The organism is Streptomyces sp. NPDC046805, assembly GCF_040645355.1.
Lineage (GTDB): Bacteria > Actinomycetota > Actinomycetes > Streptomycetales > Streptomycetaceae > Streptomyces.
In genome coordinates this window covers 1-22,110 of sequence record NZ_JBEYYC010000041.1, presented here as the reverse complement: position 1 = coordinate 22,110, position 22,110 = coordinate 1, and the positions used below count along the sequence as shown (strand labels likewise).

Genomic DNA, 22,110 nt, shown 5'->3' with positions numbered 1-22,110 from the left:
GACGTTCTCCGGTCGCCTACTTCTCGGCGATCGCGGTGGAGAGGCTCTTCTGCATGTCCGCGAGGGCGGCGTCGACGGACTTGCTGCCGCTCAGCGCGGCCGCGGCGCTTTCCTGGATGGCGGCCGTGGCGTCGCCGTAGTGGACGACGGCCGGGCGGGGTGTGGCCGTGGCGAGCGACTGCTTGAGGACGGGCAGGTAGGGGAACTTCTTGCGCAGGGCCGGGTCGTCGTACAGGGCGGCGTACGGCGGGGCGGCCGAGTTGATCTGGAGGTTGGCGCGCGCGTTCTCCGAGTCGGAGAAGAACTTGATGAAGTCGAGGGCGGTGGCCTTGTGCTTGGCGAACTTGCTGATGGCCAGGTTCAGTCCGCCGAGGCTCGACTTGCCGGGGCCGTCGAGGCCGGGCAGCGGCGCGACGCCGAACTTGCCGGCGACCTTGCTGGAGCCGTCCTTGGCGTTGGCCAGGGCCCACTGGTACGGCCACTGCCGGTGGAAGAGCAGCTTGCCGGACTGGAAGGCGCGGCGGCCGTCCTCCTCCTCGTAGGTGGCGGCCTTCTTGTCGATGGTGCCGTCCTTGAAGCCGTCGGCCAGGAAGTGCAGGCCCTTCTTCGCGGCGTCCGTGTCGACCGTGGCCTTGCCCTTCGCGTCGACGACGGAGCCGCCGGCGGAGGACACGGCCTCGGAGAAGTTCACGGTCAGTCCCTCGTACTTGTCGAACTGACCGGCGTAGCAGTTGACGCCCTTGCCCTCGGGGAGCTTCTGGACCTTCGCGCAGTCCTGCTTCATCTCGGCCCAGGTCTTGGGCGGTTGGGCCTTGATCTTGTCGAGCAGGTCCTTGCGGTAGAAGAGCATTCCGGCGTTGGTGTTGTACGGAATCGCGTACTGCTTGCCGAAGTACGTGCCCGTCTTCACGACCGAGGGCAGCATCTGGCCGAGGGGGAACTTGTCGGCCGGGAGCGGGTCGATCCACTGGTTGGCCGCGAACTCGGCGGTCCACACGACGTCCAGGGCGAGGACGGAGTAGGCGTCCGACTTGGTCTGCGCGTTCTGGATGAACTGCTGACGCTGTTGGTCGGCGTTCTCAGGGAGCTCGACGAGGGTGACCTTCTGGTCAGGGTGCAACTTGTTCCAGCGGTTCAGCTCATCCTCGGTGGTGCCCGTGGTGTCCTTGCCCCTGACCAGGGTGATGGGCCCGCGATCCTTGGAGGCCGCCGCGCCTGCGCCCTTCGAGCCGGAGTCGGAGCTGCCGCTGCAGCCGACGAGCAGCGACGCGCATATCGTCGACGTCGCGGCCACCGCGCCCCACCGCATCGCGCGCGCTCTCCTGGCACCGGAACCAACCTGCCCCGTACGGGCCTCTGTCTGCGCCGAGCTCACCATGTCCTCCTTGCTGTTCAGCCGCAGAGGTGGCGGGCCCAGAGATGAACGAATTGTTCCGACGGCTGCCCCACTGCTCTATTTGATCGTTCAAGATGGCGTCCAACTCCCGGCCAGTCAACCCCTCGGGCCAGGGAGTTTCCCTCCGCCGCCGCTCATTCGCCGGCGCGGGTGGATCGTTCACACACAGGACTTCGCGCACTCATGGCCCATGCCGCCACGCGTGCGGATAGCATCCTGCGCACCCCCTTGCCGCTCAACGGACATGCCATCACCCACCGCGTCTGTCCTCGGATTCCGCTCCTCCCCATCGGCTGCGCCAGTCGCCGGTCGCGATCCGCCGTTCACCTTCACCGTTCGCACGAGCAGAGGGACGCGCGTCCTCGACTCCGCTCGCCGACCGCTCACTAAGGACGCCGACATGAACCGCCCCAGCCCCACCCCGCGTACCCAACTCGACCAACTCCTCACGGAGTTCACCGAGCGGGTCGCCGACGTCAACCATGCCGTCGTGCTGTCGGACGACGGGCTCGTCGTCGGCAGGTCCACCGGTTTCCCGCGCGACGACGCGGAGCGTCTCGCGGCGACCGCCTCGGGACTGATGAGCCTCAGCAAGGGGGTCAGCATGGACTTCCGCTGCGGCCCGGTGCGCCAGACGCTCATCGAGATGGCGAGCGGCTGTCTGCTCCTGGCCTGCGCCGGACGCGCCGCCCATCTCGCCGTCCTCACCGGCCGGATCTCGGACGTCGGGGTGGTGGCGTTCGAGATGACCACGCTGGTGAAGAAGATCCGCGAGCACCCCGGCGAGTAGGCACGCCGGGCGGATGCCGCCGTGCCAGGACGCGCCGTGCTAAGACGCTGGGCATGCGGATCGAGCCGGTCACCCCGTCCACCCCCCGGCCCGTGCGGCGGCCGACGCTCACCCAGGACCTGCGTGAAGTGGCCTTCCTGCACTGGCCGGTGGCCCCGGAGCGGGTGGCCGGTCTGCTGCCGCGGGGCATCCGCCCCGACACCCTGGACGGGCTCACGTACGTCGGCCTGGTGTCTTTCCTGATGCGCGGCGCCGGTCTGGGCCGAGGACCCGGCCTGCCGTACCTGGGCACCTTCTGCCAGACGAACGTACGGCTGTACTCGGTCGACGAGCGGGGCCGGCGCGGTGTCGTGTTCCGCTCCCTGGACGCGGCCCGGCTGCTGCCGGTCCTGGCGGGCCGGCTGGGCGCCCGACTGCCGTACGTCTGGTCGTCCTTGCGTCTGCGCCGCCACGGCGACGTGGTCACGTACACCTGCCGCCGGCGTCCCGGGGCCCGGGGAACCGGAAGCCGGGTGGCGCTGCGCATCGGCCGGCCGATCGCCGAACCCACGCCGCTGGAACGGTTCCTGACCGCACGGTGGGGGCTGCACGCGTCCTGGTACGGGCGCACGGTCCATCTGCCGATGGAGCACGAGCCCTGGCCGCTACACCGGGCCGACGTGCTCGAACTCGACGACGGCCTGGTCCCCGCCGCCGGCCTGCCGCCCCCGACGGGTCCACCGGTCGGCGTGCTCCACTCCCCCGGCGTCTCCGTACGGTTCGGTACGCCGGCTGTGCTGCCGGTTCGCTCCACGTGCCCCGGTCAGGGCCACCCTTGATGCTGGTAAAGGGTGAGGTGTCGGTCACGGCATTCGGGGAACGGTCGGTGGCAGCGGGCGGCAGCATCGGCGGCGCGATCACCGGTGACATCCACACGCCACGTCCCTGACGTGAATCAAGGAAAGGATCACACCAGCATGGAACAGCGCAGTCTGCGAGACCTCCGGGTATCCGCCATCGGCCTCGGCTGCATGGGGATGTCGGCCTTCTACGGCAGTGCCGACGAGGAGGAGGGCGTCCAGACCATCCGGCGCGCGCTCGAACTCGGCATCACCTTCCTGGACACCGCGCAGCTCTACGGGCCGCTCACGAACGAGACGCTCGTCGGGCGCGCGATCCGGGGAAACCGCGACCAGTACGTCGTCGCCACGAAGTTCAACAACCGGATGGACGACGCCGTGCCTGGTGACATGAGCACCGTCGGACGGCAGGACGGCTCGGCCGCCCACGTGCGCAGCTCGGTCCACGGCTCGCTCGAGCGGCTCGGAACCGACTACATCGACCTCTACTACCAGCACCGCGTCGACCCGAACGTGCCGATCGAGGAGACCGTCGGCGCGATGGCCGAGCTCGTCGCGGAGGGCAAGGTACGCCACATCGGACTGAGCGAGGCCGCGCCGGAGACCATCCGCCGGGCCCACGCCGTCCACCCGATCACGGCGGTGCAGACCGAGTACTCGCTGTGGACGCGCGACCCGGAGGACGGCGTCCTGCCCACGTGCCGGGAGCTCGGGATCGGGTTCGTCCCCTACTCGCCACTGGGCCGCGGCTTCCTCGCGGGCCGGTTCTCCTCGCCCGAGGAGCTCGACGAGGGCGACTTCCGCCGCCGGGGTCCCCGTTTCACCGGCGACAACCTCGCGGCGAACCTCCGGCTCGCGGAGAAGGTGAAGGAGATCGCCGCCGAGAAGGGCGTGACCCCGGCGCAACTGGCCATCGCCTGGGTGCTGGCACAGGGGGAGGACCTGGTCCCGATCCCGGGCACCAAGCGCCGCGGCTACCTGGAGCAGAACGCCGCCGCGGTCGACGTCGAGCTGACGAAGGACGATCTGGCGCGCATCGACGCCGAACTCCCGCCGACCGCCGGGGAGCGCTACGACGAGGCCGGGATGAGGGCTGTCGACAAGTGATAGGACCCGGCCTCGGGCAGGTGACCGCAACCACACGGGGCCGGGGGTGGCCTGCTGACCTCATCAAAGTAGGGTGTGCTTTGCATCTGAGCGCCGCCTAGCTCGAAAGATAGATCTGTGACTGTCAATGAGGACTCGTTCACAAACTGGAAGCACCGCGAGGAGATCGCGGAGTCGATGATCCCGATCATCGGGAAGCTGCATCGTGAGCGGGACGTCACGGTCCTGCTGCACAGCCGCTCCTTGGTGAACAAGTCGGTGGTCAGCCTCCTGAAGACCCATCGGTTCGCCCGGCAGATCGCCGGCGAGGAACTCTCGGTCACCGAGACGATGCCGTTCCTGGAGGCTCTGACCACGCTCGATCTCGGCCCCTCGCAGATCGACATCGGCATGCTGGCTGCGACGTACCGGACCGACGACCGGGGCCTGTCCGTCGAGGCGTTCACCGCCGAGGCCGTCGCCGGCGCCACGGGCGCGAACAAGCTGGAGTACCGCGAGGGTCGTGACGTCGTCCTCTACGGCTTCGGCCGCATCGGCCGCCTCGTCGCCCGCCTGCTCATCGAGAAGGCGGGCTCGGGCAACGGTCTGCGGCTGCGGGCCATCGTCGTGCGCGGGGGCGGCGACCAGGACCTCGTGAAGCGGGCCTCGCTGCTGCGCCGCGACTCGATCCACGGCCAGTTCCAGGGGACGATCACCGTCGACGAGGCGAACAGCACGATCGTCGCCAACGGCAACGTGATCAAGGTGATCTACGCCAACGACCCGAGCGAGGTCGACTACACGGCGTACGGCATCAAGGACGCCATCCTCATCGACAACACGGGCAAGTGGCGCGACCGCGAAGGCCTGTCGAACCACCTGCGTCCCGGCATCGACAAGGTCGTCCTGACCGCGCCGGGCAAGGGCGACGTCCCGAACATCGTGCACGGCGTCAACCACGACATGATCAAGCCGGACGAGCAGATCCTGTCCTGCGCGTCCTGCACCACCAACGCGATCGTGCCGCCACTGAAGGCGATGGACGACGAGTACGGCGTGCTCCGCGGCCACGTGGAGACCGTCCACTCGTTCACCAACGACCAGAATCTGCTCGACAATTACCACAAGTCCGACCGCCGCGGCCGTTCCGCGCCGCTCAACATGGTCATCACCGAGACCGGTGCCGCCTCCGCCGTGGCCAAGGCGCTGCCCGACCTCAAGGCGACGATCACCGGCAGCTCGATCCGGGTCCCGGTGCCGGACGTCTCGATCGCGATCCTCAACCTGCAGCTCGCGCGCGAGACCTCCCGCGAGGAGGTCCTCGACTACCTCCGTGGGGTGTCGCTGACCTCGCCGCTGCGCCGCCAGATCGACTTCACCAGCGCTCCCGACGCGGTCTCGAACGACTTCATCGGCTCGCGCCACGCCTCGATCGTCGACTCCGGCGCCACCAAGGTGGAGGGCGACAACGCGATCCTCTACCTGTGGTACGACAACGAGTTCGGCTACTCCTGCCAGGTCATCCGCGTCGTGCAGCACGTCTCCGGCGTGGAGTACCCGACGTACCCGGCGCCCGCGGTCTGATCGATCCGCTGCGGGACGAGCCATCCGATGCCGCCGACCGGGCCCGGTCGGCGGCATCGCTCACATCCGGCCCGACGGCGGTACGGCCCCTTCGGCCAGCCGGGCCAGCTTGTCGAGGGCCATACGGGTGCCCAGTTCGTTGTCCTCGCGGGGGATCGCGTCGGGGATGCCCTCGTGCACGATCACGACGTCCGTGACGCCGTCGGTCTCCGTCTCGGTGAGCGACGTCGTCATGGTCATTGCCCCGTGCAGGGCGTCGTCGTCCGTCTCGAACTCGATCTCCTCGACGACGAGTCGGCCGGGGACGAGCCGAACGAAACGCCCTCGGTACGTGTCCGTGTGGCCGCCGGACTTTCCGGCGCGGCCCGGATCGTCGTAGCCGAGGGACACACGGAACGTGCCCCCCTCACGCGCGTCGAACGCGTGGACGCGCGCGGACATGCCGTCGGGCACGCGCCAGGCGGCGACCGCGTCCGGGTCGACCAGCACCCGGTACACGGCCGCGGCGGGCGCGTTCACGCGCCGCGAGACCCGTGTGGCATACACGGCCCCAACCTACCGTCGCCGCTCACGGCGCACGGTGTTCTTCGAGATGCTGTTGCTCCGCCGGACCCGGCCGGGACCGGTGCGCAGCCGAAGGCGTGGAGGGTGAAGTGACGGACACCGGATTCGACGCGACCGAGATCGACACGAGCAAGCCGCACTCGGCCCGCATGTACGACTTCCTCCTGGACGGGAAGGACCACTACGAAACGGATGTGACCGCGGCCCAGAAGATCATGAAGCTGTTTCCGGGGGTCAAGGAGACGGCGTGCGCCAACCGTGAGTTCATGCACCGGGCCGCCCGCTTCGTGGCGAGCCGCGGAGTCTCCCAGTTCCTCGACGTGGGGACCGGCATACCCACCGAGCCCAATCTCCATCAGATCGTGCAGCGCGTGACGCCGCATGCCGGCGTGGTGTACACGGACAACGATCCGATCGTCCTGCGGCATGCCGAGGCCCTGCTCCGGGGCACCCCCGAGGGCCGTACCGCGTATCTCCACGCCGACGTCAAGGCACCGGAGGGCATCCTGTCGTACGCGCGCCGGCACCTCGACTTCCGCCGGCCCATCGGTCTGTCACTGGTCGCGCTGATGCAGTTCGTGACCGACGAGGAGGACCCCTACGGGATCGTCGGGGCGCCGCTGGAGCCCATGGCTCCCGGCAGCTACCTCGTGCTCTCGCACGTCACCTGGGAGTTCGACCCCGAGATCTGGGACCGCGTCGACGCGATCTACCGCGCCGGGGGCACCCCGGTCATGGCCCGGTCGCACGACGAGGTCACCCGCTTCTTCGACGGGCTGGAGGTCTGCGACCCCGGTGTCGTCCTGGCGACGCGGTGGCACCCCGACGCCGGGATGCGCATCCGCGAGGAGCAGCCCTTGTACGTCGGGGTCGCACGCAAGCCCTGACGCGCCGTACGTCCGACGCCGTCAGACGAGGTGGGCGAAGACCACCAGGTTCTCCGTGTAGTCCTGGGCGGTGTGGTCGTAGTTCCCGGCGCAGGTGATGAGCCGTACCTCGGCGCGGGGCGTGTCGGCGTACACGCGGTGGCTCGGGAATTCGTCCTTCTCGAACGTCTCGGCACTGTCCACCACGAAGTTAGCCGTCCGCCCGTCGGCTCGCACGACGCTGAAGCGGTCGCCCTGCTCCAGCTCTTCGAGGTTGACGAAGACGGCCGCGGACGTGGTCGTGTCGACGTGCCCGGCGATGATCGCCGTACCGGGCTCTCCGGGGGAGGCGCCCTTGTTGTACCAGCCGACGAGGTTGGTGTCGGCGGCGGGCGGAGGCGTGAGATGCCCCGTCGCGTCGATGGTGAGGTCGGTGAAGGGGGCGTCCACACCGATTTCCGGGATGCGCAGACGTGTCGGCCGGGAACGCGGGAGATGTTTGCCCGCCGGGTGCGCGGTGGCCACGGCGCCTCCCGTACGGGGCGGCTCCGCCGTGTAGGACGGTTTGCCTCCGAGCAGACCGGTGGCCAGGAGCAGGAGCGCGACGCCCCACGCCACCCCATGCCCGCCGGAGCGTGGTCCCTGCACTGCGGGGATCGGGGACGACGGAGAAGCTGCCATCGGACACCACCTCACTCGGGCACGGCAGCGCAGCGGTCACGTCATGCGGGAGGCCGGCCGCCGACACGAGGTGCGCGGCGGCGGCCGCGGCCCTAGGACATCGGAAGCGGCTCAGGACGCCGATTCGGCGGAGTTCCTGCGGCGCAGCGCGTACACGCCCGTGGCGCCGACGGCCAGGACGGCCAGACCACCGGTGGTGACGCCCGGCGAGGCGAGCGCTCCGCCGCCGGTGTGCATCCCCCCGCGGGGCGAGTCCTCGTCCTCGTCGCCGTTGGACCCGCCCTTGTCGCTGCCACTGTCCTCGCCGTCGTCGCTCTTGTCCTTGTATGTCTCGGGGTCGTACTTGCTGTTGTCCGAGTCGCCGCCGCTGTCGTTGCTGCCGCTGCTGTCGCTGCTGTCGTCGATCCAGTCGTACCTGCTCGTCACCGCGGCGAGCGCTCCGCCGCCGGTGTGCATGCCGCCGCGCGGCTCGTGGTGCCTGCTGCCGTCACCTTCTTCCTTGCTGTACGAAGACTTGTCATGGCCGTCGTCGCTGTCGTCATCCCCTGAGGCGAAGGCGCCGGTAGCGGCGAACGCGAGAGCGGCCGTCGCGGCCGTCGCGGCCAGGATCATGCGGGCAGAACGCATCTGGGAGTCCTTCCGCCGAGGCCCGGGCTGCCGATACTCCATCAGCTGGGACGACCCGGCCCCCGACATGAACCACCGTCAGTCACCCCCGCCGCTCGCACCACACGGGCCGCCCAGCCGGGTTACCGACGCACCCCGGCCGGGCGCCTCCCACGCCGTCCGGGGCACAGTGCGGACATGAACACAGACGGCAGGGACCTTCTGGCCCAGGGGCGCGTGTCGACCAGGCTCCCCGCACAGGATCTGGAGCGGGCGCGGCGCTTCTACGCCGAGAAGCTCGGCCTGGAGCCGGTCGAGGAGCGGCCGGGCGGGCTGCTGTACCGGTGCGCGAGCGGGGAATTCCAGCTGTTCCGGTCGGAGGAGGCCTCGCCGGGGACGTTCACTCAGATGTCGTGGCGGGTCGACGACATCGACGCGGTCGTGTCGGAGCTGAAACGGCGTGGGGTCGTCTTCGAGGAGTTCGAGCTGACCTCCGTGTACGGCGGCGGGCGCACGGTGGACGGGATCGCCGAGGTCGAGGGGAACTTTCCCAGCACGGGTGCCCGGGCCGACCGGGGCGCCTGGTTCCGGGACAGCGAGGGGAACATGCTGGCGATCGGTCAGCCGGTGGTGTGAGGGGCTGTCACCATCGTCGTGGTGGTCAAGGTGATCGCCGTGGTCGGCTCTCGTCACCCCATCAGCCCGGCGGCCACCGTCGCGCCGAGTTCCCAGCACGCCTCGATGTCGGCCTTGGCGGGCTCGCCGGTCACGGTGACGGCGTCGGCGGTGCGGCGCCAGCCGAGGCCCGTGGTGATGGCCTCGATTCCGCGGACCGCGCCCGTGACGTCGTTGCCGCCGTGCACGAAGTAGCCGAAGGGCCGGCCCCGCGTCTCGTCCAGGCAGGGGTAGTAGACCTGGTCGAAGAAGTGCTTCAGGGCGCCCGACATGTATCCGAGGTTCGCCGGGGTGCCGAGCAGGTATCCGTCGGCGGCGAGCACATCGGACGCGGTCGCGGACAGCGCCGCCCGTCGCAGGACCCGGACGCCCTCGATCTCGGGCGTGGTGGCGCCGGACACGACGGCCTCGAACATCGCCTGGCAGTTGGGCGACGGGGTGTGATGAACGATCAGCAAGGTAGCCACACCCCGAACCCTGCCGTGGCGCCCCTTCCTGCCGCAAACGTCGCACCCCCGTCGGGCGTCTCCGCTTCAACCTTCACAAGGGGCGCACAAGTTGGCTAAGTTGGCGATCAGACTGCATGGAAGGAACGGGTCGCCCATGGCGCCGGAGAGTCGCGACGAGGTTCGGCAGCGTGTCAACGCCCTCTACGAGGAGGCTGAGCTCGCCACCGGGAACTACAACGCGACCCGGGCGATGAACGCGCGGACGCGGACCCGCGGCGTCCCCCTGGGCAGCGGGCCGGGCGGCGGCACCGACCCGGCCCTGGAGGACATCACCCGGCAGTGGTTCGACGCGGCACGCTCCAGGCTCGGGCCGACCGTCCCTGCCGTACTGCCGGCCGACCGCGTGCCGCAGCGCCGTCCGGTCGCGAGCCGTCCCGCGCTCCCGGCGGGGGACGGACTCGCCCGGTCCGAAAGGGAGTTGACCGGCCGACCCGTGGTGCCCGCGCTGCCTGCCGGGACGTCCAGTGGCCCGGTGGCGGAGCTGACGAGCCGCCCGGCGGCGGAACTGGAGGCCCGCCCTCTCCTCGAGCTGACCTCGCCGCCGGTCATCGCGCTGCCCGCGGTGGCTTCGGAGCCGCCCCGGCCCACGCCGACCACCTCGAAGGATCAGAACCGGAGAAAACTGACCGCGGCCCGTGAGCTGCTCGTCGCGTACGCCGCGCGGCAGAGCACGACGATCCCCGCCGCCGAGCCCCGACCCGCACCGGAGCCGACGTACCTGGAGCAGATCCCGGAGCCGACGTACCTGGAGCAGATCCCGGAGCCGACGTACCAGGAACAGGTCCCGGAGCCGACGTACCAGGAACAGGTGACGAAGGCCATGAAGGCCGTCGCCTTCGCTCGTGCTCAGGTCGGCAGGCCGTGCGTCTGGGGTGCCACCGGGCCGGACTCCTACGACCACACCAGTCTCACCCGGGCCGCCTGGAAGGCCGCCGGGGTCGCCCTGCCGCGGTCGACGCGCGAGCAGGCGACCGCGGGCACCCCTGTCCCGCTCGACGCCATCCAGGGCGGGGACCTGGTCTTCTTCTTCGACAACGACAGCCACGTCGGCGTCTACGTGGGCGACGGCATGATGGTCCACGCGCCGGGACCCGGGGCGCGGATACGCGAGGAGTCGATCTTCGGCGCCGGCAAGTCGGCGATCCACCGGGTGATACGGCCGGCCTGAGGACGCGCCGGACGCGCGGAACGGCCATAAGGCCGGCTTATGACGTGATAGAGCTGACCCGCGTACTAACTTAGGTCTGCCTTAGTTTAGGCTTTCTCTTCGAGTCGTCTGTTCTTCGCTCGAAGGGAATCTGATCATGCCGCGCCCCCTGCGGGTAGCCATCGTCGGAGCCGGTCCCGCCGGGATCTACGCCGCCGACGCCCTGCTCAAGTCCGAGGTGGCCGCCGAACCCGGCGTGTCCATCGACCTCTTCGAGCGGATGCCCGCCCCGTTCGGCCTGATCCGTTACGGCGTCGCGCCCGACCACCCGCGTATCAAGGGCATCATCACGGCCCTGCACCAGGTGCTCGACAAGCCGCAGATCCGTCTCTTCGGCAACATCGACTACCCCAGCGACATCAGCCTCGACGACCTGCGCGCGTTCTACGACGCCGTGATCTTCTCCACCGGCGCGACGGCCGACCGTGAGCTGTCCATACCCGGCATCGACCTGGACGGCTCGTACGGCGCCGCCGACTTCGTCTCCTGGTACGACGGTCACCCTGACGTGCCGCGCACGTGGCCCCTGGAGGCCGAGAAGGTCGCGGTGCTCGGCGTCGGCAACGTCGCCCTCGACGTGGCCCGCGTCCTGGCCAAGACGGCGGACGAGCTGCTGCCGACCGAGATCCCGCCGAACGTCTACGACGGTCTGAAGGCCAACAAGGCGCTGGAGATCCACGTCTTCGGCCGCCGCGGCCCGGCCCAGGCGAAGTTCAGCCCGATGGAGCTGCGGGAGCTCGACCACTCCCCCAACATCGAGGTCATCGTCGACCCCGAGGACATCGACTACGACGAGGGCTCGATCGAGACCCGGCGCGGCAACAAGCAGGCCGACATGGTCGCGAAGACCCTGGAGAAGTGGGCGATCCGGGACGTCGGCGACCGGCCGCACAAGCTGTTCCTGCACTTCTTCGAGTCGCCGGCCGAGATCCTCGGCGAGGACGGCAAGGTCACCGGCCTGCGCACCGAGCGCACCGCCCTCGACGGCACCGGCAACGTCAAGGGCACCGGCGAGTTCAAGGACTGGGACGTCACCGCGGTCTACCGCGCCGTGGGCTACCTGTCCGAGGAGCTGCCCAAGCTGCCGTGGGACACCGCCTCGGGCACCGTCCCGGACGAGGGCGGCCGGGTCGTCGAGGAGGGCGGCTCGCATCTGCAGTCGACGTACGTCACCGGCTGGATCCGGCGCGGTCCCGTCGGCCTGATCGGTCACACCAAGGGCGACGCCAACGAGACGGTGGCCAACCTCCTCGACGACTACGCGAACGGCCGGCTGCACACGCCCGACTCCCCCGCGCCGGAGTCCGTGGACGCGTTCCTCGCCGAGCGCGACGTCCGCTTCACCACGTGGGACGGCTGGTACCGCCTCGACGCCGCCGAGAAGGCGCTGGGCGAGCCGCAGGGCCGTGAGCGCGTGAAGCTCGTCGAGCGGGAGGACATGCTCCGGGAGAGCGGGGCGTAAGACCCCCCACCTCCCGCGAGTCCCGCGCATCTCGCACGGTTTTCCGTGACGGATCTCCGTGACGCGCGGTCGGGGGCCGGCGTGCCGCGTCGGCCCCCACTCGTGACTTTCCCGGGCCCCGTATCGTTCCTGGACTCGTATCTCGTTCCCGGACTCGTGTCGTTTCCCAGGCGGCCTCCCCGGCTGACATGCCGTGTTCCCGGGCAGGTGATACTGGAAGGCGCACGCACCCCACCCGCAGATTGGCCCATGTCGAACTCCGCCATCGACCGCCCCACCATGCCCGGCACCCTGTGGCCGGCCCGCGGCCATTACGTCGGTCCCGCCCCCGAGGACGTCCTCCGGCGCAACCTCGGCCGACTCAAGGACAGCGGCACCCTCGACGACTTCACCGAGCCGCCCGCGCCCGAAGACACCCAGGAGCATGTCTTCGAGGCGCGCTGGCGGGTCGACGACGACGTCACCGTGCGGGCCCGCCTGACCCTCGCACCGGTGCAGGACCGTGACGAGGTGTGCGAGTGGCTGCTGGTGGCGGAGGCGGAGCGGCCGTGGGACGACCGGTGGCCGTCGCCCGCCACCATGTTCTGGCCGGCCGACGACGACGTCGCCTGGGACCACCATCACGCCGTCCAGGGGCTGCGCCTGCGGCACGTCCATCCGCTGCCCGACGACGACAAGGCCGTGCGGCGCGTGCTCAAGGCCGCTGCGCGCGAGGCCTGGTCCGTCAACATCGTCGTACACGAGGCCATGACCCCGGACGAGCAGGGACGGCTGCCGCTCGCGCGCCTGCTCCCTCCGGGCCTGCGGCACCGCGTGGTCGAGCACCGGGCCACGCCCCAGCAGCTGCGCGCGGTCAACTGGGCGCTGCGCGACCTCGGCGTGGAGGTACCGCGCGGCGGAGCCCTGATCCTGCCGCCGACCCCGGCCCCGCCCGGCTACGACGGCTGGGCCCACTCGGCACGCAGCGTCTTCCTCGACGGCTCCGAGCCCACCGAACTCATCGACGTGCTGCGGCGCTTCGTCGCGCTGCCGAAGCCGCTGCCCGAGGGTGCCGAGGACGCGCTGAACGCTCTGCGCGAGCACTGGACGCTGATGACCCACGAGGAGGAACTGGCCCGCGAGCGCGGGCTCGTGGCGATGTACGCCGAGGCGCTCGAGGCGATGACGCGGTCCCGGGACATGTACCGCGAGGCCGCCGAGAGGGCCCACGAGGCGCTGGCCGCCTACCGTGACGCGCCCGGTCCGGAAGCCGAGGCGCTGGAGCGGGGGCGCTCCCTCACCCAAACGGCTTCCCCGTTGCGGCAGTTGACGCGGACGTTCGAGCGCCTGAAAGGCAACGCCAAGGGCACGCGCTCGTCGTGACCCGCCGGCGTACGCGGTACCTTCGGCAGGACCGGGAACGCGGACGAGACCGGGACCGTGCCCCTGGGCGAGGAGGCCCCCATGGACGACATCACCACGACCGTGCTCGTGGTCGCCGCCGTGCTCGCGGCGGCGCTGCTCGCCGTGGCCGTCGGTGTGCTGGTGCGGCTGGTGCGCACCCGCCGGACCCTGCGGCGGGCCGGGCTCCCGACCGGGCCGCGCTGGATCTTCTGGGGCGCCGTCCTCTATCTGGTCCTGCCGACCGATCTGCTGCCCGACCCGGTGTACCTCGACGACATCGGCGTCCTGCTGCTCGCGCTGCGCAGCATGCGCGCCGCTCGGGCCCTGCCGACGGACGGCACCGGGACCGGGATCTGACCGGCGTCCGACCGGGGCTCCCCGGTGCCCTCACACCCGTGCCTCACCCGGGTGACGGGGCCGTAAGCAGGGGAAGCACTGCGTAGCCGGAGCGCGTGGCTTGCGGTGTCGCCGGTCACCTCGTGTGACGTCTCTCGCCTACTGAGGCCGGGCAGTGTAGATATGGGCACATGGTCCGAGTGCCCGGCCGGTCCAAGACTCGGCAGCCCCGTCGTCCCGGGATGCCGTACGCATCGCCGGGCCCGCGGCAGCACGACGCGAACGGGCAGCACCGGGCCTGGCCGGCCCGGCTGTGGTCGGCGCTGAGCGGGCGCAGCGTCGCCGCGCAGGTCTTCGTACTGCAAGTGGTGATCGTCCTGCTGCTCGTCGTGGCGGCCGTCGCGGCGCAGGTGCTCCAGGTGGAGCACGACAGCGGACAGGATGCCCGCAACCGTTCGCTCGCCGCCGCCGAGAGCTTCGCCAACGCCCCCGGTACGGCCGCGGCGCTGCGCAGCCCGAATCCGACGGCCGTGCTCCAGCCGCGGGCCGAAGCGGCGCGCAAGGCGTCCGGCGTGGACTTCATCGTGGTGATGAACACCGACGGGATCCGTTACACCCATCCCCAGCCGGACCGCATCGGCAAGAAGTTCGTCGGGACCATCGCGCCCGCCCGGGCGGGCGGGACCGTCGTCGAGGAGATCAACGGGACCATAGGGCGGCTGGTCCAGGTCGTGGTGCCGGTCAAGGCGGCCGACGGCACCGTGGTGGGCCTGGTGTCGGCCGGCATCACGACCGAGCACGCGGGTGGCGTCGCCGACCGGCAGCTGCCGCTCCTGCTGACGGCCGCGGCGGCCGCGCTCGCCTTCGCCACCGGGGGGACGGCCCTGGTGATCAGACGGCTGCGGCGGCAGACGCGAGGCCTCGGGCCGTACGAGATGACGCGGATGTACGAGCACCACGACGCGGTGCTGCACGCGGTGCGCGAGGGCGTGCTCATCGTCAGCGGAGACGGCCGTCTGCTGCTCGCCAACGACGAGGCGCACCGCCTGCTGGACCTGCCCGAGGACGCCGAGCAGCGCTCCGTCCTCGATCTCGGGCTGGACCCGGAGACCGCCGGGCTGCTGGCCTCGGGGCGCGTCGCGACGGACGAGGTGCACCTGGTCAAGGACCGGCTGCTGGCGATCAACCAGCGGCCCACGGACGTACGCGGCGGACCGCCGGGCAGCGTCACCACGCTGCGCGACTCCACGGAGCTGCGCGCCCTGTCCGGCCGGGCGGAGCTGACCCGCGAACGTCTCGACATGCTGTACGACGCCGGTGTGGGCGTCGGCACCAGCCTGGACGTGTCCCGCACCGCCGAGGAGTTGGCGGAGCTGTCCGTGCCCCGCTTCGCGGACTTCGCGACCGTGGACCTGTACGACGCCGTACTGCACGGTGAGGAGCCGCGGCCCGGTTCGGTGATGCGCCGCGCGGCCTTCTGCGGCATCCGCAAGGACGCCCCGCTGTACCCGCTGGGCGAAACGATCCGGTTCGTGCCGTCCTCCCCTCAGGCGCACAGCCTGAGCACCGGCCAGGGCGTCGTCGAGCCGCGGCTGGGCGACGCGCCGGGCTGGCTGGCGCAGGACCCCCAGCGCACCCACTGGGTGGTGCAGTACGGCATCCACTCGCTGATCACCGTGCCGCTGCGGGCGGGCAGCCTGGTCCTGGGGCTGGCCAACTTCTGGCGCTCGGAGCGCCACGAGCCGTTCGACCAGGACGAGCTGGCGCTGGCCGAGGAGCTCGTCGCCCGCGCCGCGGTGTCCATCGACAACGCGCGCCGCTACACCCGCGAGCACAGCATGGCGGTCACGCTCCAGCGCAGCCTGCTGCCGCGCACGCTGCCGGAGCAGGACGCGCTGGAGATCGCCTACCGCTATCTGCCCGCGCAGTCCGGAGTGGGCGGCGACTGGTTCGACGTGCTGCCGTTGTCCGGCGCCCGGGTGGCGCTCGTGGTCGGGGACGTGGTGGGGCACGGTCTGCACGCCGCGGCCACGATGGGGCGGCTGCGCACGGCGGTGCACAACTTCTCCGCGCTCGACCTGCCGCCCGACGAACTCCTCGGCCTCCTGGACGAGTTGGTGGGGCGTCTCGACCAGGACGAGACGGCCGTGGACAGCGGTGACGCGGTCTCCGGTGCGACGTGCCTGTACGCGATCTACGATCCGGTCTCGCGGCGCTGCACCGTGGCCCGGGCCGGCCATCCGCCGCCCGCGGTGGTCCTGCCCGACGGCACGGTGGAGTTCCCCGACGTGCCCGGGGGTCCCCCGCTCGGCATCGGCGGCCTGCCCTTCGAGACGGCCGATCTGGAGCTGCCCGAGGGCAGTCGGCTCGTGCTGTACACCGACGGCCTGGTCGAGGACCGGGACCGGGACATCGACGTCGGCCTCGGTCTGCTGCGGGACGCCCTGGAGCAGGCGGGCGACACCCCCGAGGAGACCTGCCGGGCCGTGCTCGAACGGCTTCCCGCCCGGCCCAGCGACGATGTCGCCCTGATCGTCGCCCGCACGAGCGCGCTCGGCCCCGACGAGGTCGCCGAGTGGGTGGTGCCGAGCGAACCCGCGGCCGTCTCGGACGTACGGGCGTCGGTGACACGGCAGTTGGCGGAGTGGGGGCTGGAGGAGCTCACGTTCACGACGGAGCTGATCCTGAGCGAGCTGGTCACCAACGCCATCCGCTACGGCCGTCCGCCCGTCGGCGTACGGTTGCTGCGGGACCGCTCCCTGATCTGTGAGGTCTCCGACGCCAGCACGACCTCGCCGCACCTGCGCTACGCGGCGAGCACGGACGAGGGCGGGCGCGGCCTGTTTCTGGTGGCGCAGCTCGCCGACCGCTGGGGCACCCGGTACACCCCCCACGGCAAGATCATCTGGGCGGAGCAGGCGCTGCCCGGCGGTTGAGCGGTTTCAGCGGTCGAGCGGGCCTCAGCTGAGGGCGCGGTCCAGGTTGAAGGCCGCGCTGATCAGCGACAGATGCGTGAACGCCTGCGGGAAGTTGCCCTGTTGCTCGCCGGTGCGGCCGATCTCCTCGGCGTACAGGCCGAGATGGTTGGCGTAGGTGAGCATCTTCTCGAAGGCCAGCCGGGCCTCCTCGAGGCGTCCGGCGCGCACCAGCGCCTCGACGTACCAGAAGGAGCAGATCGAGAACGTGCCCTCGTCGCCGCGCAGTCCGTCGGGGCTGGCCTGGGGGTCGTAGCGGTAGACGAGGGAGTCGGAGACCAGGTCCTCGGTGAGGGCGTCCAGGGTGGACAGCCACTTGGGGTCGGTGGGCGCGATGAACTTGGCGAGCGGCATCATCAGCACGGCCGCGTCGAGGACGTCGCTGCCCTCGTGCTGGACGAAGGCGTGGCGCCGCTCCGACCAGCCGCGGTCCATGATCCGCCGGTAGATGGTGTCGCGGGTCTGGCGCCAGCGGGGCAGGTCGGCGGGCAGGCCGCGGTGGTTGGCGAGGCGGATGGCCCGCTCGATGGCCACCCAGCACATCAGGCGCGAGTACAGGAAGTTCTTGCGGCCGCCGCGGGTCTCCCACACGCCCTCGTCGGGCTGGTCCCAGTGGTCGCAGACCCAGTTCACGAGGTGGATCACGTCGTCCCACTGGCCGCTGGAGATGGGCTCGGCCCACTTGTCGTAGAGGTAGATCGAGTCGATGAGCGCGCCGTAGATGTCGAGCTGGAGCTGCTCGGCGGCGCCGTTGCCGACCCGGACCGGGGCGGAGCCCTGATGGCCCTCCAGATGGTCGAGGATGCGCTCGGGCAGGTCGCGGCGCCCGTCGATGCCGTACATGATCTGCAGCGGGCCCGAGGGGCAGCCGTCGCCGGGGCTGATGTGGGTGGTGACGTACCGCATGAACGCCGCGGCCTCGCCGGAGAAGCCGAGCCGCAGCAGCGCGTACACGCAGAAGGCGGCGTCGCGGATCCACACGTAGCGGTAGTCCCAGTTGCGTTCGCCGCCGACCTGCTCGGGGAGGCTGGTGGTCGGGGCGGCGACGATGGCGCCGGTCGGCGCGTAGGTGAGCAGCTTCAGGGTGAGGGCGGAGCGGTGCACCATCTCCCGCCAGCGGCCGCGGTAGCGGGACTGGGAGAGCCAGCGGCGCCAGTAGGCGACCGTGGCCGCGAACTGGCGCTCGGCCTCGGCGTGGGCGCAGGCGCGGGGTGCCACGGCGGCCCCGGCCTGGTCGAGGGCGAACACCGCGGACTCGCCCTCGGCGAGCTTGAAGTCGGCGCTGACGTCCTGGCCGTCGCTCTCCAGCGTCACGGTGGAAGTGAGGGCGATGGACTTGTGCGGGGACTCGAAGAGGACCGTGTCGCCGAGGATCCGCAGGGTGTGCGGGTCGGCGCCGTAGTTGAAACGCGGGGCGATCCGGGCCCGGAACGGGACGGTTCCGCGCACACACAGCACGCGCCGGATCAGCCGGTGCCGTGCGGCCTCGTCACGGCCGTCGGCCTCTGAGGTCACCGGCATGAAGTCCTGGATCTCGCCGACGCCCTCCTCGGTGAAGAACCGGGTGATCAGCACGTTGGTGTCGGGGAAGTAGAACTGCTTGGTGCGGGCCGGTACGGCGGCGGCGAGTTCGAAGGCTCCGCCGCGCTCGGCGTCGAGGATCGCCGCGAAGACGCTGGGGGCGTCGAAGCGCGCGCAGCAGTACCAGTCGATCGTGCCGTTGCTGCCGACCAGGGCCACGCTGCGCAGGTCGCCGATCAGCCCGTGCTCGGCGATCGGCAGATAGCGGGGGCTCGCGGAGGGGTCCAGGCAAAACGGCGTCGGCGTCTCGGTCATCGCGGCAGCCTCCCGGAGGCGGGTACGCGCGGGCTTGCGGCGTGTTCCCAGCTTAGGAGCGAAGGCTGCCGAGCGGCACGGGGCGCGGGCCCGCCACCGTTCCGGATGCAGGGTGGGCCGAACCGGTGAATCGTAAGAGTGTGCCACGGTCTCGCGGCACGGGTACCGATGCGGCCAAGCGGACCCGAGGAGGAGACATCATGTCGACGTCACAACCCGAAACGTCCTGGTCGTCCGGCGAGCGCGCCACTCCGGACGACCTGCTCCACGCCCGTACCGGCACCGAAGTGGCACCGGAGGACCTGGTGCTGGCCTCGGGCAGGGACCTCACACCGGCGAACATGGAGTGGGCCAAGCGCAAGCTGGAGAGCGAGGGATCGAGCGCCATCGAGCGGATCCTGCCGTAGGACCGCCCGGCGCGGGTCGGGACGCCCGCCAGGGCGGTCGGGCGGATCGACGGGGGCGGTCGGGACGTCAGGGCAGGCACAGGACCGGGACGGGGTGGATCGCGTTGTTGGCGAAGCCGCCCCGGTTCCAGTTCTGGGTCGTCGGCTGGGTGTGGCCGGCGGCGTCGGTGGCACGCGCGGCGAGGACGTGGGATCCGGGCTCCGCGGTCCAGGTCGTGTGCCAGCGGCGCCAGGCCCAGGGGTGGTCGTCGGCCGGGTCGAGGGTCGCCGGGTGCCAGGTCGCGCCGCCGTCCGTGGTGACCTCCACCGCCGTCACCGGGCCCTGCCCCGACCAGGCCCGTCCCTCCAGCGTGACCGGTCCGGGCCGTACGACCCGAGTCCGTGACATGAAGTCCGGGAAGCCGGGCGGCACCAGCAGGGCGCGCGGCGCGATACGGGTGACGGGCTCGCCCTCGTCGCCGGAGTCCCGCTTGAGCCGGTAGGCCACGCTGTTCTGGAACCCGGTGAACGGCACGTCGCCGACGACGACGGACCGCAGCCACTTCACGTGGGCCATGCCGTACCAGCCCGGCACGATCAGGCGCACGGGGTGGCCGTGCTGCGGAGGCAGCGGGGCGCCGTTCATCGCGTACGCGACCAGCACCTCGGGATCGCGGCCGGTGGCCACGGCGACCGGCAGGGCCCGCCGGTAGTCCTGCTCGACCCCGCGCTCCACGCCGTGGTCGGCGCCGGTGAAGGCCACGTCGACGGCCCGCCGCGCGACCCCCGCCTCGGCGAGCAGCAGCCGCAGGGGTACGCCGGTCCAGTCGGCGGTGCCGACGGCCTCGACGAGCCAGGGCTGGCTGACCGGGCGGGGCGTCAGCAGGGCGCGTCCGTTGCCCGCGCACTCCAGCGTCACCCGGGTGGTGACCTGGGGGAACGCTCGCAGGTCGGCCGGGGTGAGGCGGAGCGGGCGGCGGACGGCGCCGTCGACGGTGAGCGTCCAGCCGGCGCCGTCGGGGACGTAGGGGATGTCGTAGTGCGTGAGGACGTAGTGCAGGCCGGGCGGGGTGACGTCGTGGCGCAGGGCCTCCAGGGGGAGGCCGTGGTTGCGGACGGCGAGCGCGAGTTCGTCGCGGCCGATGCCCTCGCCGGGGCCGGCCAGCCGGGCGGGTGCGCTCACGTCACCGAGTCGACGGCCCATGCCCGCATTGTCCCTCCGGGGGGCGGGTACGGCGAGGAGAGCCGGGCAGGGCCGGTCAACTCCCGTGGATCAAATAGCAGTTCACCCTTACGGAGGGACGCGGTGAGCTGACAGACTCCGGAAGGTGCCCGACTTCGACTTCGACATGCTCGTCATCGGTTCCGGACCCGGCGGCCAGAAGGCCGCCATCGCCGCCGCCAAGCTCGGCCGCAGGGTCGCCGTCGTCGACCGCCCCGACATGGTCGGCGGGGTCTCCATCCACACCGGCACCATCCCGTCCAAGACACTGCGCGAGGCGGTGCTGTACCTCACCGGTCTCACCCAGCGCGATCTGTACGGGCAGAGTTACCGGCTGAAGGAGGACATCACCGTCGCCGACCTGACCGCGCGCACCCAGCACGTGGTCAGCCGCGAGGTCGACGTCATCCGCAACCAGCTGTCCCGCAACCATGTCGCCCTCCACGCCGGCACCGGCCGCTTCGTCGACCCGCACACCGTCGCCCTGCGCGAAGTGACCGGCCACGAGCGGCTGTTGAGCGCCGAGCACATCGTGATCGCCACGGGCACCCGGCCCGCGCGCCCGGACAGCGTCGAGTTCGACGGGCGGACGATCATGGACTCGGACAACGTGCTCACCCTGGAACGGGTGCCGGGCTCCATGGTGATCGTCGGCGCGGGCGTGATCGGCATGGAGTACGCCTCCATGTTCGCCGCGCTCGGCAGCAAGGTCACGGTGGTCGAGAAGCGCGCCGGGATGCTGGACATGTGCGACGTGGAGGTCATCGAGTCGCTCAAGTACCACCTGCGGGACCTGGCCGTCACCTTCCGCTTCGGTGAGACGGTCGCCGCCGTCGAACGCCATCCCCGCGGCACCCTGACCGTTCTGGAGAGCGGGAAGAAGATCCCGGCCGACACGGTGATGTACTCCGCCGGACGTCAGGGCCTCACGGACGAACTCGACCTGGACAAGGCCGGTCTGTCCGCCGACCCGCGCGGCCGGATCAGGGTGGACGAGCACTACCGCACCGAGGTGCCGCACATCTACGCCGTCGGTGACGTCATCGGTTTCCCGGCACTGGCCGCGACCTCGATGGAACAGGGCCGGGCGGCCGCGTACCACGCGTGCGGTGAGCCCGTCGGGCGCATGCACAACCTGCAGCCGATCGGCATCTACACGATCCCCGAGATCAGTTTCGTCGGCCGCACCGAGGACCAACTCACCGAGGACCGCGTACCGTTCGAGGTCGGCATCGCCCGCTACCGCGAACTGGCCCGGGGACAGATCATCGGCGACTCCCACGGCATGCTCAAGCTGCTGGTCTCCCCCGAGGACCGCACGCTGCTGGGCGTGCACTGCTTCGGCACGGGGGCCACCGAGCTGATCCACATCGGGCAGTCGGTGATGGGCTGCGGCGGCACGGTCGACTATCTCGTCGACGCGGTGTTCAACTACCCGACGCTCGCGGAGTCGTACAAGGTCGCCGCCCTGGACGCCACCAACAAACTGCGGCAGATCGACCGGCTGGAGGACTGACCGGCCGGGACGACGTCAGGGGGTTGTGAGCTGTTGATGCGTGACGGCACACAAGGGTGTTCTGGTGTGCATGAGCGAGTGCACGGGCCGGGGTGCGCATCTCGCGCAGTGGGGAACTGGAGTTTGTCTGTCGAATGGGTGACCTTTTCGGGTGGTGGTCGTTGGGTGTGGTGGCGGGTTTCTTCGGGCCG

20 protein-coding genes are annotated in these 22,110 nt (G+C 70.8%); 13 read left to right on the top strand and 7 right to left on the bottom strand.

Features of this window, described 5'->3' with window-relative positions; genetic code table 11:
* Positions 1 to 16: 16 nt before the first annotated feature.
* Positions 17 to 1,309 carry an ABC transporter substrate-binding protein gene (locus tag ABZ910_RS32245; RefSeq protein ID WP_361372198.1) on the bottom strand — a complete coding sequence of 431 codons (1,293 nt, stop codon included), beginning with the start codon at positions 1,307 to 1,309 and terminating at the stop codon, positions 17 to 19.
* A gap of 487 nt (positions 1,310 to 1,796) precedes the next feature.
* Here ABZ910_RS32245 and ABZ910_RS32240 point away from each other — a divergent pair, with 487 nt between their 5' ends.
* The 4 genes from ABZ910_RS32240 to ABZ910_RS32225 all read left to right on the top strand — a co-directional run bounded on the left by ABZ910_RS32240 (position 1,797) and on the right by ABZ910_RS32225 (position 5,695).
* Positions 1,797 to 2,186: a roadblock/LC7 domain-containing protein gene (locus ABZ910_RS32240; protein ID WP_361372195.1), complete on the top strand. Its 390-nt coding sequence runs from the start codon at positions 1,797 to 1,799 to the stop codon at positions 2,184 to 2,186.
* 53 nt (positions 2,187 to 2,239) lie between these two features.
* Entirely contained in the window at positions 2,240 to 3,004 is a 765-nt protein-coding gene (locus ABZ910_RS32235) for a DUF2071 domain-containing protein (RefSeq protein WP_361372192.1), read from the top strand.
* 138 nt (positions 3,005 to 3,142) lie between these two features.
* Positions 3,143 to 4,132: an aldo/keto reductase gene (locus ABZ910_RS32230; protein ID WP_361372190.1), complete on the top strand. Its 990-nt coding sequence runs from the start codon at positions 3,143 to 3,145 to the stop codon at positions 4,130 to 4,132.
* Positions 4,133 to 4,249: 117 nt separating this feature from the next.
* Positions 4,250 to 5,695 carry a glyceraldehyde-3-phosphate dehydrogenase gene (locus ABZ910_RS32225; RefSeq protein ID WP_361372188.1) on the top strand — a complete coding sequence of 482 codons (1,446 nt, stop codon included), beginning with the start codon at positions 4,250 to 4,252 and terminating at the stop codon, positions 5,693 to 5,695.
* 60 nt (positions 5,696 to 5,755) lie between these two features.
* Here ABZ910_RS32225 and ABZ910_RS32220 read toward each other — a convergent pair whose 3' ends face one another.
* The gene (locus tag ABZ910_RS32220) at positions 5,756 to 6,241 is read right to left on the bottom strand and encodes an SRPBCC family protein (protein ID WP_361372185.1); all 486 of its coding nucleotides are present in this window, start codon (positions 6,239 to 6,241) and stop codon (positions 5,756 to 5,758) included.
* Between the two features lie 107 nt (positions 6,242 to 6,348).
* On the opposite strand from ABZ910_RS32220, the gene ABZ910_RS32215 reads away from it, so the two are divergent.
* A complete protein-coding gene (locus tag ABZ910_RS32215; protein WP_361372182.1) occupies positions 6,349 to 7,146 on the top strand; it encodes an SAM-dependent methyltransferase in 798 nt (265 codons plus the stop codon).
* Positions 7,147 to 7,167: 21 nt separating this feature from the next.
* Here the strand turns inward: ABZ910_RS32215 and ABZ910_RS32210 are convergent, their stop codons facing one another.
* Positions 7,168 to 7,806: a class F sortase gene (locus ABZ910_RS32210; protein WP_361372179.1), complete on the bottom strand. Its 639-nt coding sequence runs from the start codon at positions 7,804 to 7,806 to the stop codon at positions 7,168 to 7,170.
* 111 nt (positions 7,807 to 7,917) lie between these two features.
* A complete protein-coding gene (locus tag ABZ910_RS32205) occupies positions 7,918 to 8,433 on the bottom strand; it encodes a hypothetical protein (RefSeq protein WP_361372176.1) in 516 nt (171 codons plus the stop codon).
* Between the two features lie 177 nt (positions 8,434 to 8,610).
* Here ABZ910_RS32205 and ABZ910_RS32200 point away from each other — a divergent pair, with 177 nt between their 5' ends.
* A complete protein-coding gene (locus ABZ910_RS32200; protein WP_361372174.1) occupies positions 8,611 to 9,048 on the top strand; it encodes a VOC family protein in 438 nt (145 codons plus the stop codon).
* A 53-nt stretch (positions 9,049 to 9,101) separates the two neighbouring features.
* Here ABZ910_RS32200 and ABZ910_RS32195 read toward each other — a convergent pair whose 3' ends face one another.
* On the bottom strand, positions 9,102 to 9,554 hold the full coding sequence (locus ABZ910_RS32195; RefSeq protein ID WP_361372172.1) for an NAD(P)H-dependent oxidoreductase: 453 nt from the start codon (positions 9,552 to 9,554) through the stop codon (positions 9,102 to 9,104).
* A gap of 136 nt (positions 9,555 to 9,690) precedes the next feature.
* Between ABZ910_RS32195 and ABZ910_RS32190 the strand changes: the two genes are divergently transcribed.
* From ABZ910_RS32190 to ABZ910_RS32170, 5 genes are all read left to right on the top strand, one after another.
* Complete coding sequence (locus tag ABZ910_RS32190) at positions 9,691 to 10,764, top strand: NlpC/P60 family protein (RefSeq protein WP_361372169.1); 1,074 nt, start codon at positions 9,691 to 9,693, stop codon at positions 10,762 to 10,764.
* Between the two features lie 136 nt (positions 10,765 to 10,900).
* Positions 10,901 to 12,265 (top strand): FAD-dependent oxidoreductase, encoded by a 1,365-nt coding sequence (locus tag ABZ910_RS32185; protein WP_361372166.1) that lies wholly within the window; start codon positions 10,901 to 10,903, stop codon positions 12,263 to 12,265.
* Between the two features lie 249 nt (positions 12,266 to 12,514).
* Positions 12,515 to 13,627 (top strand): hypothetical protein, encoded by a 1,113-nt coding sequence (locus ABZ910_RS32180; protein ID WP_361372164.1) that lies wholly within the window; start codon positions 12,515 to 12,517, stop codon positions 13,625 to 13,627.
* A gap of 81 nt (positions 13,628 to 13,708) precedes the next feature.
* Positions 13,709 to 14,005 carry a DUF1232 domain-containing protein gene (locus ABZ910_RS32175; RefSeq protein ID WP_361372161.1) on the top strand — a complete coding sequence of 99 codons (297 nt, stop codon included), beginning with the start codon at positions 13,709 to 13,711 and terminating at the stop codon, positions 14,003 to 14,005.
* 170 nt (positions 14,006 to 14,175) lie between these two features.
* Positions 14,176 to 16,920: a SpoIIE family protein phosphatase gene (locus ABZ910_RS32170; RefSeq protein ID WP_361372158.1), complete on the top strand. Its 2,745-nt coding sequence runs from the start codon at positions 14,176 to 14,178 to the stop codon at positions 16,918 to 16,920.
* 24 nt (positions 16,921 to 16,944) lie between these two features.
* Here the strand turns inward: ABZ910_RS32170 and ABZ910_RS32165 are convergent, their stop codons facing one another.
* Positions 16,945 to 18,795: a glycoside hydrolase family 15 protein gene (locus ABZ910_RS32165; RefSeq protein WP_361372155.1), complete on the bottom strand. Its 1,851-nt coding sequence runs from the start codon at positions 18,793 to 18,795 to the stop codon at positions 16,945 to 16,947.
* Positions 18,796 to 18,995: 200 nt separating this feature from the next.
* Between ABZ910_RS32165 and ABZ910_RS32160 the strand changes: the two genes are divergently transcribed.
* Complete coding sequence (locus ABZ910_RS32160; RefSeq protein WP_361372153.1) at positions 18,996 to 19,202, top strand: hypothetical protein; 207 nt, start codon at positions 18,996 to 18,998, stop codon at positions 19,200 to 19,202.
* Between the two features lie 67 nt (positions 19,203 to 19,269).
* Here the strand turns inward: ABZ910_RS32160 and ABZ910_RS32155 are convergent, their stop codons facing one another.
* A complete protein-coding gene (locus ABZ910_RS32155) occupies positions 19,270 to 20,385 on the bottom strand; it encodes a sulfite oxidase (RefSeq protein ID WP_361372150.1) in 1,116 nt (371 codons plus the stop codon).
* A gap of 124 nt (positions 20,386 to 20,509) precedes the next feature.
* Between ABZ910_RS32155 and sthA the strand changes: the two genes are divergently transcribed.
* Positions 20,510 to 21,919, top strand: a complete 1,410-nt coding sequence (gene sthA, locus ABZ910_RS32150; RefSeq protein WP_361372147.1) for a Si-specific NAD(P)(+) transhydrogenase — start codon at positions 20,510 to 20,512, stop codon at positions 21,917 to 21,919.
* The last annotated feature ends 191 nt before the right edge of the window (positions 21,920 to 22,110 follow it).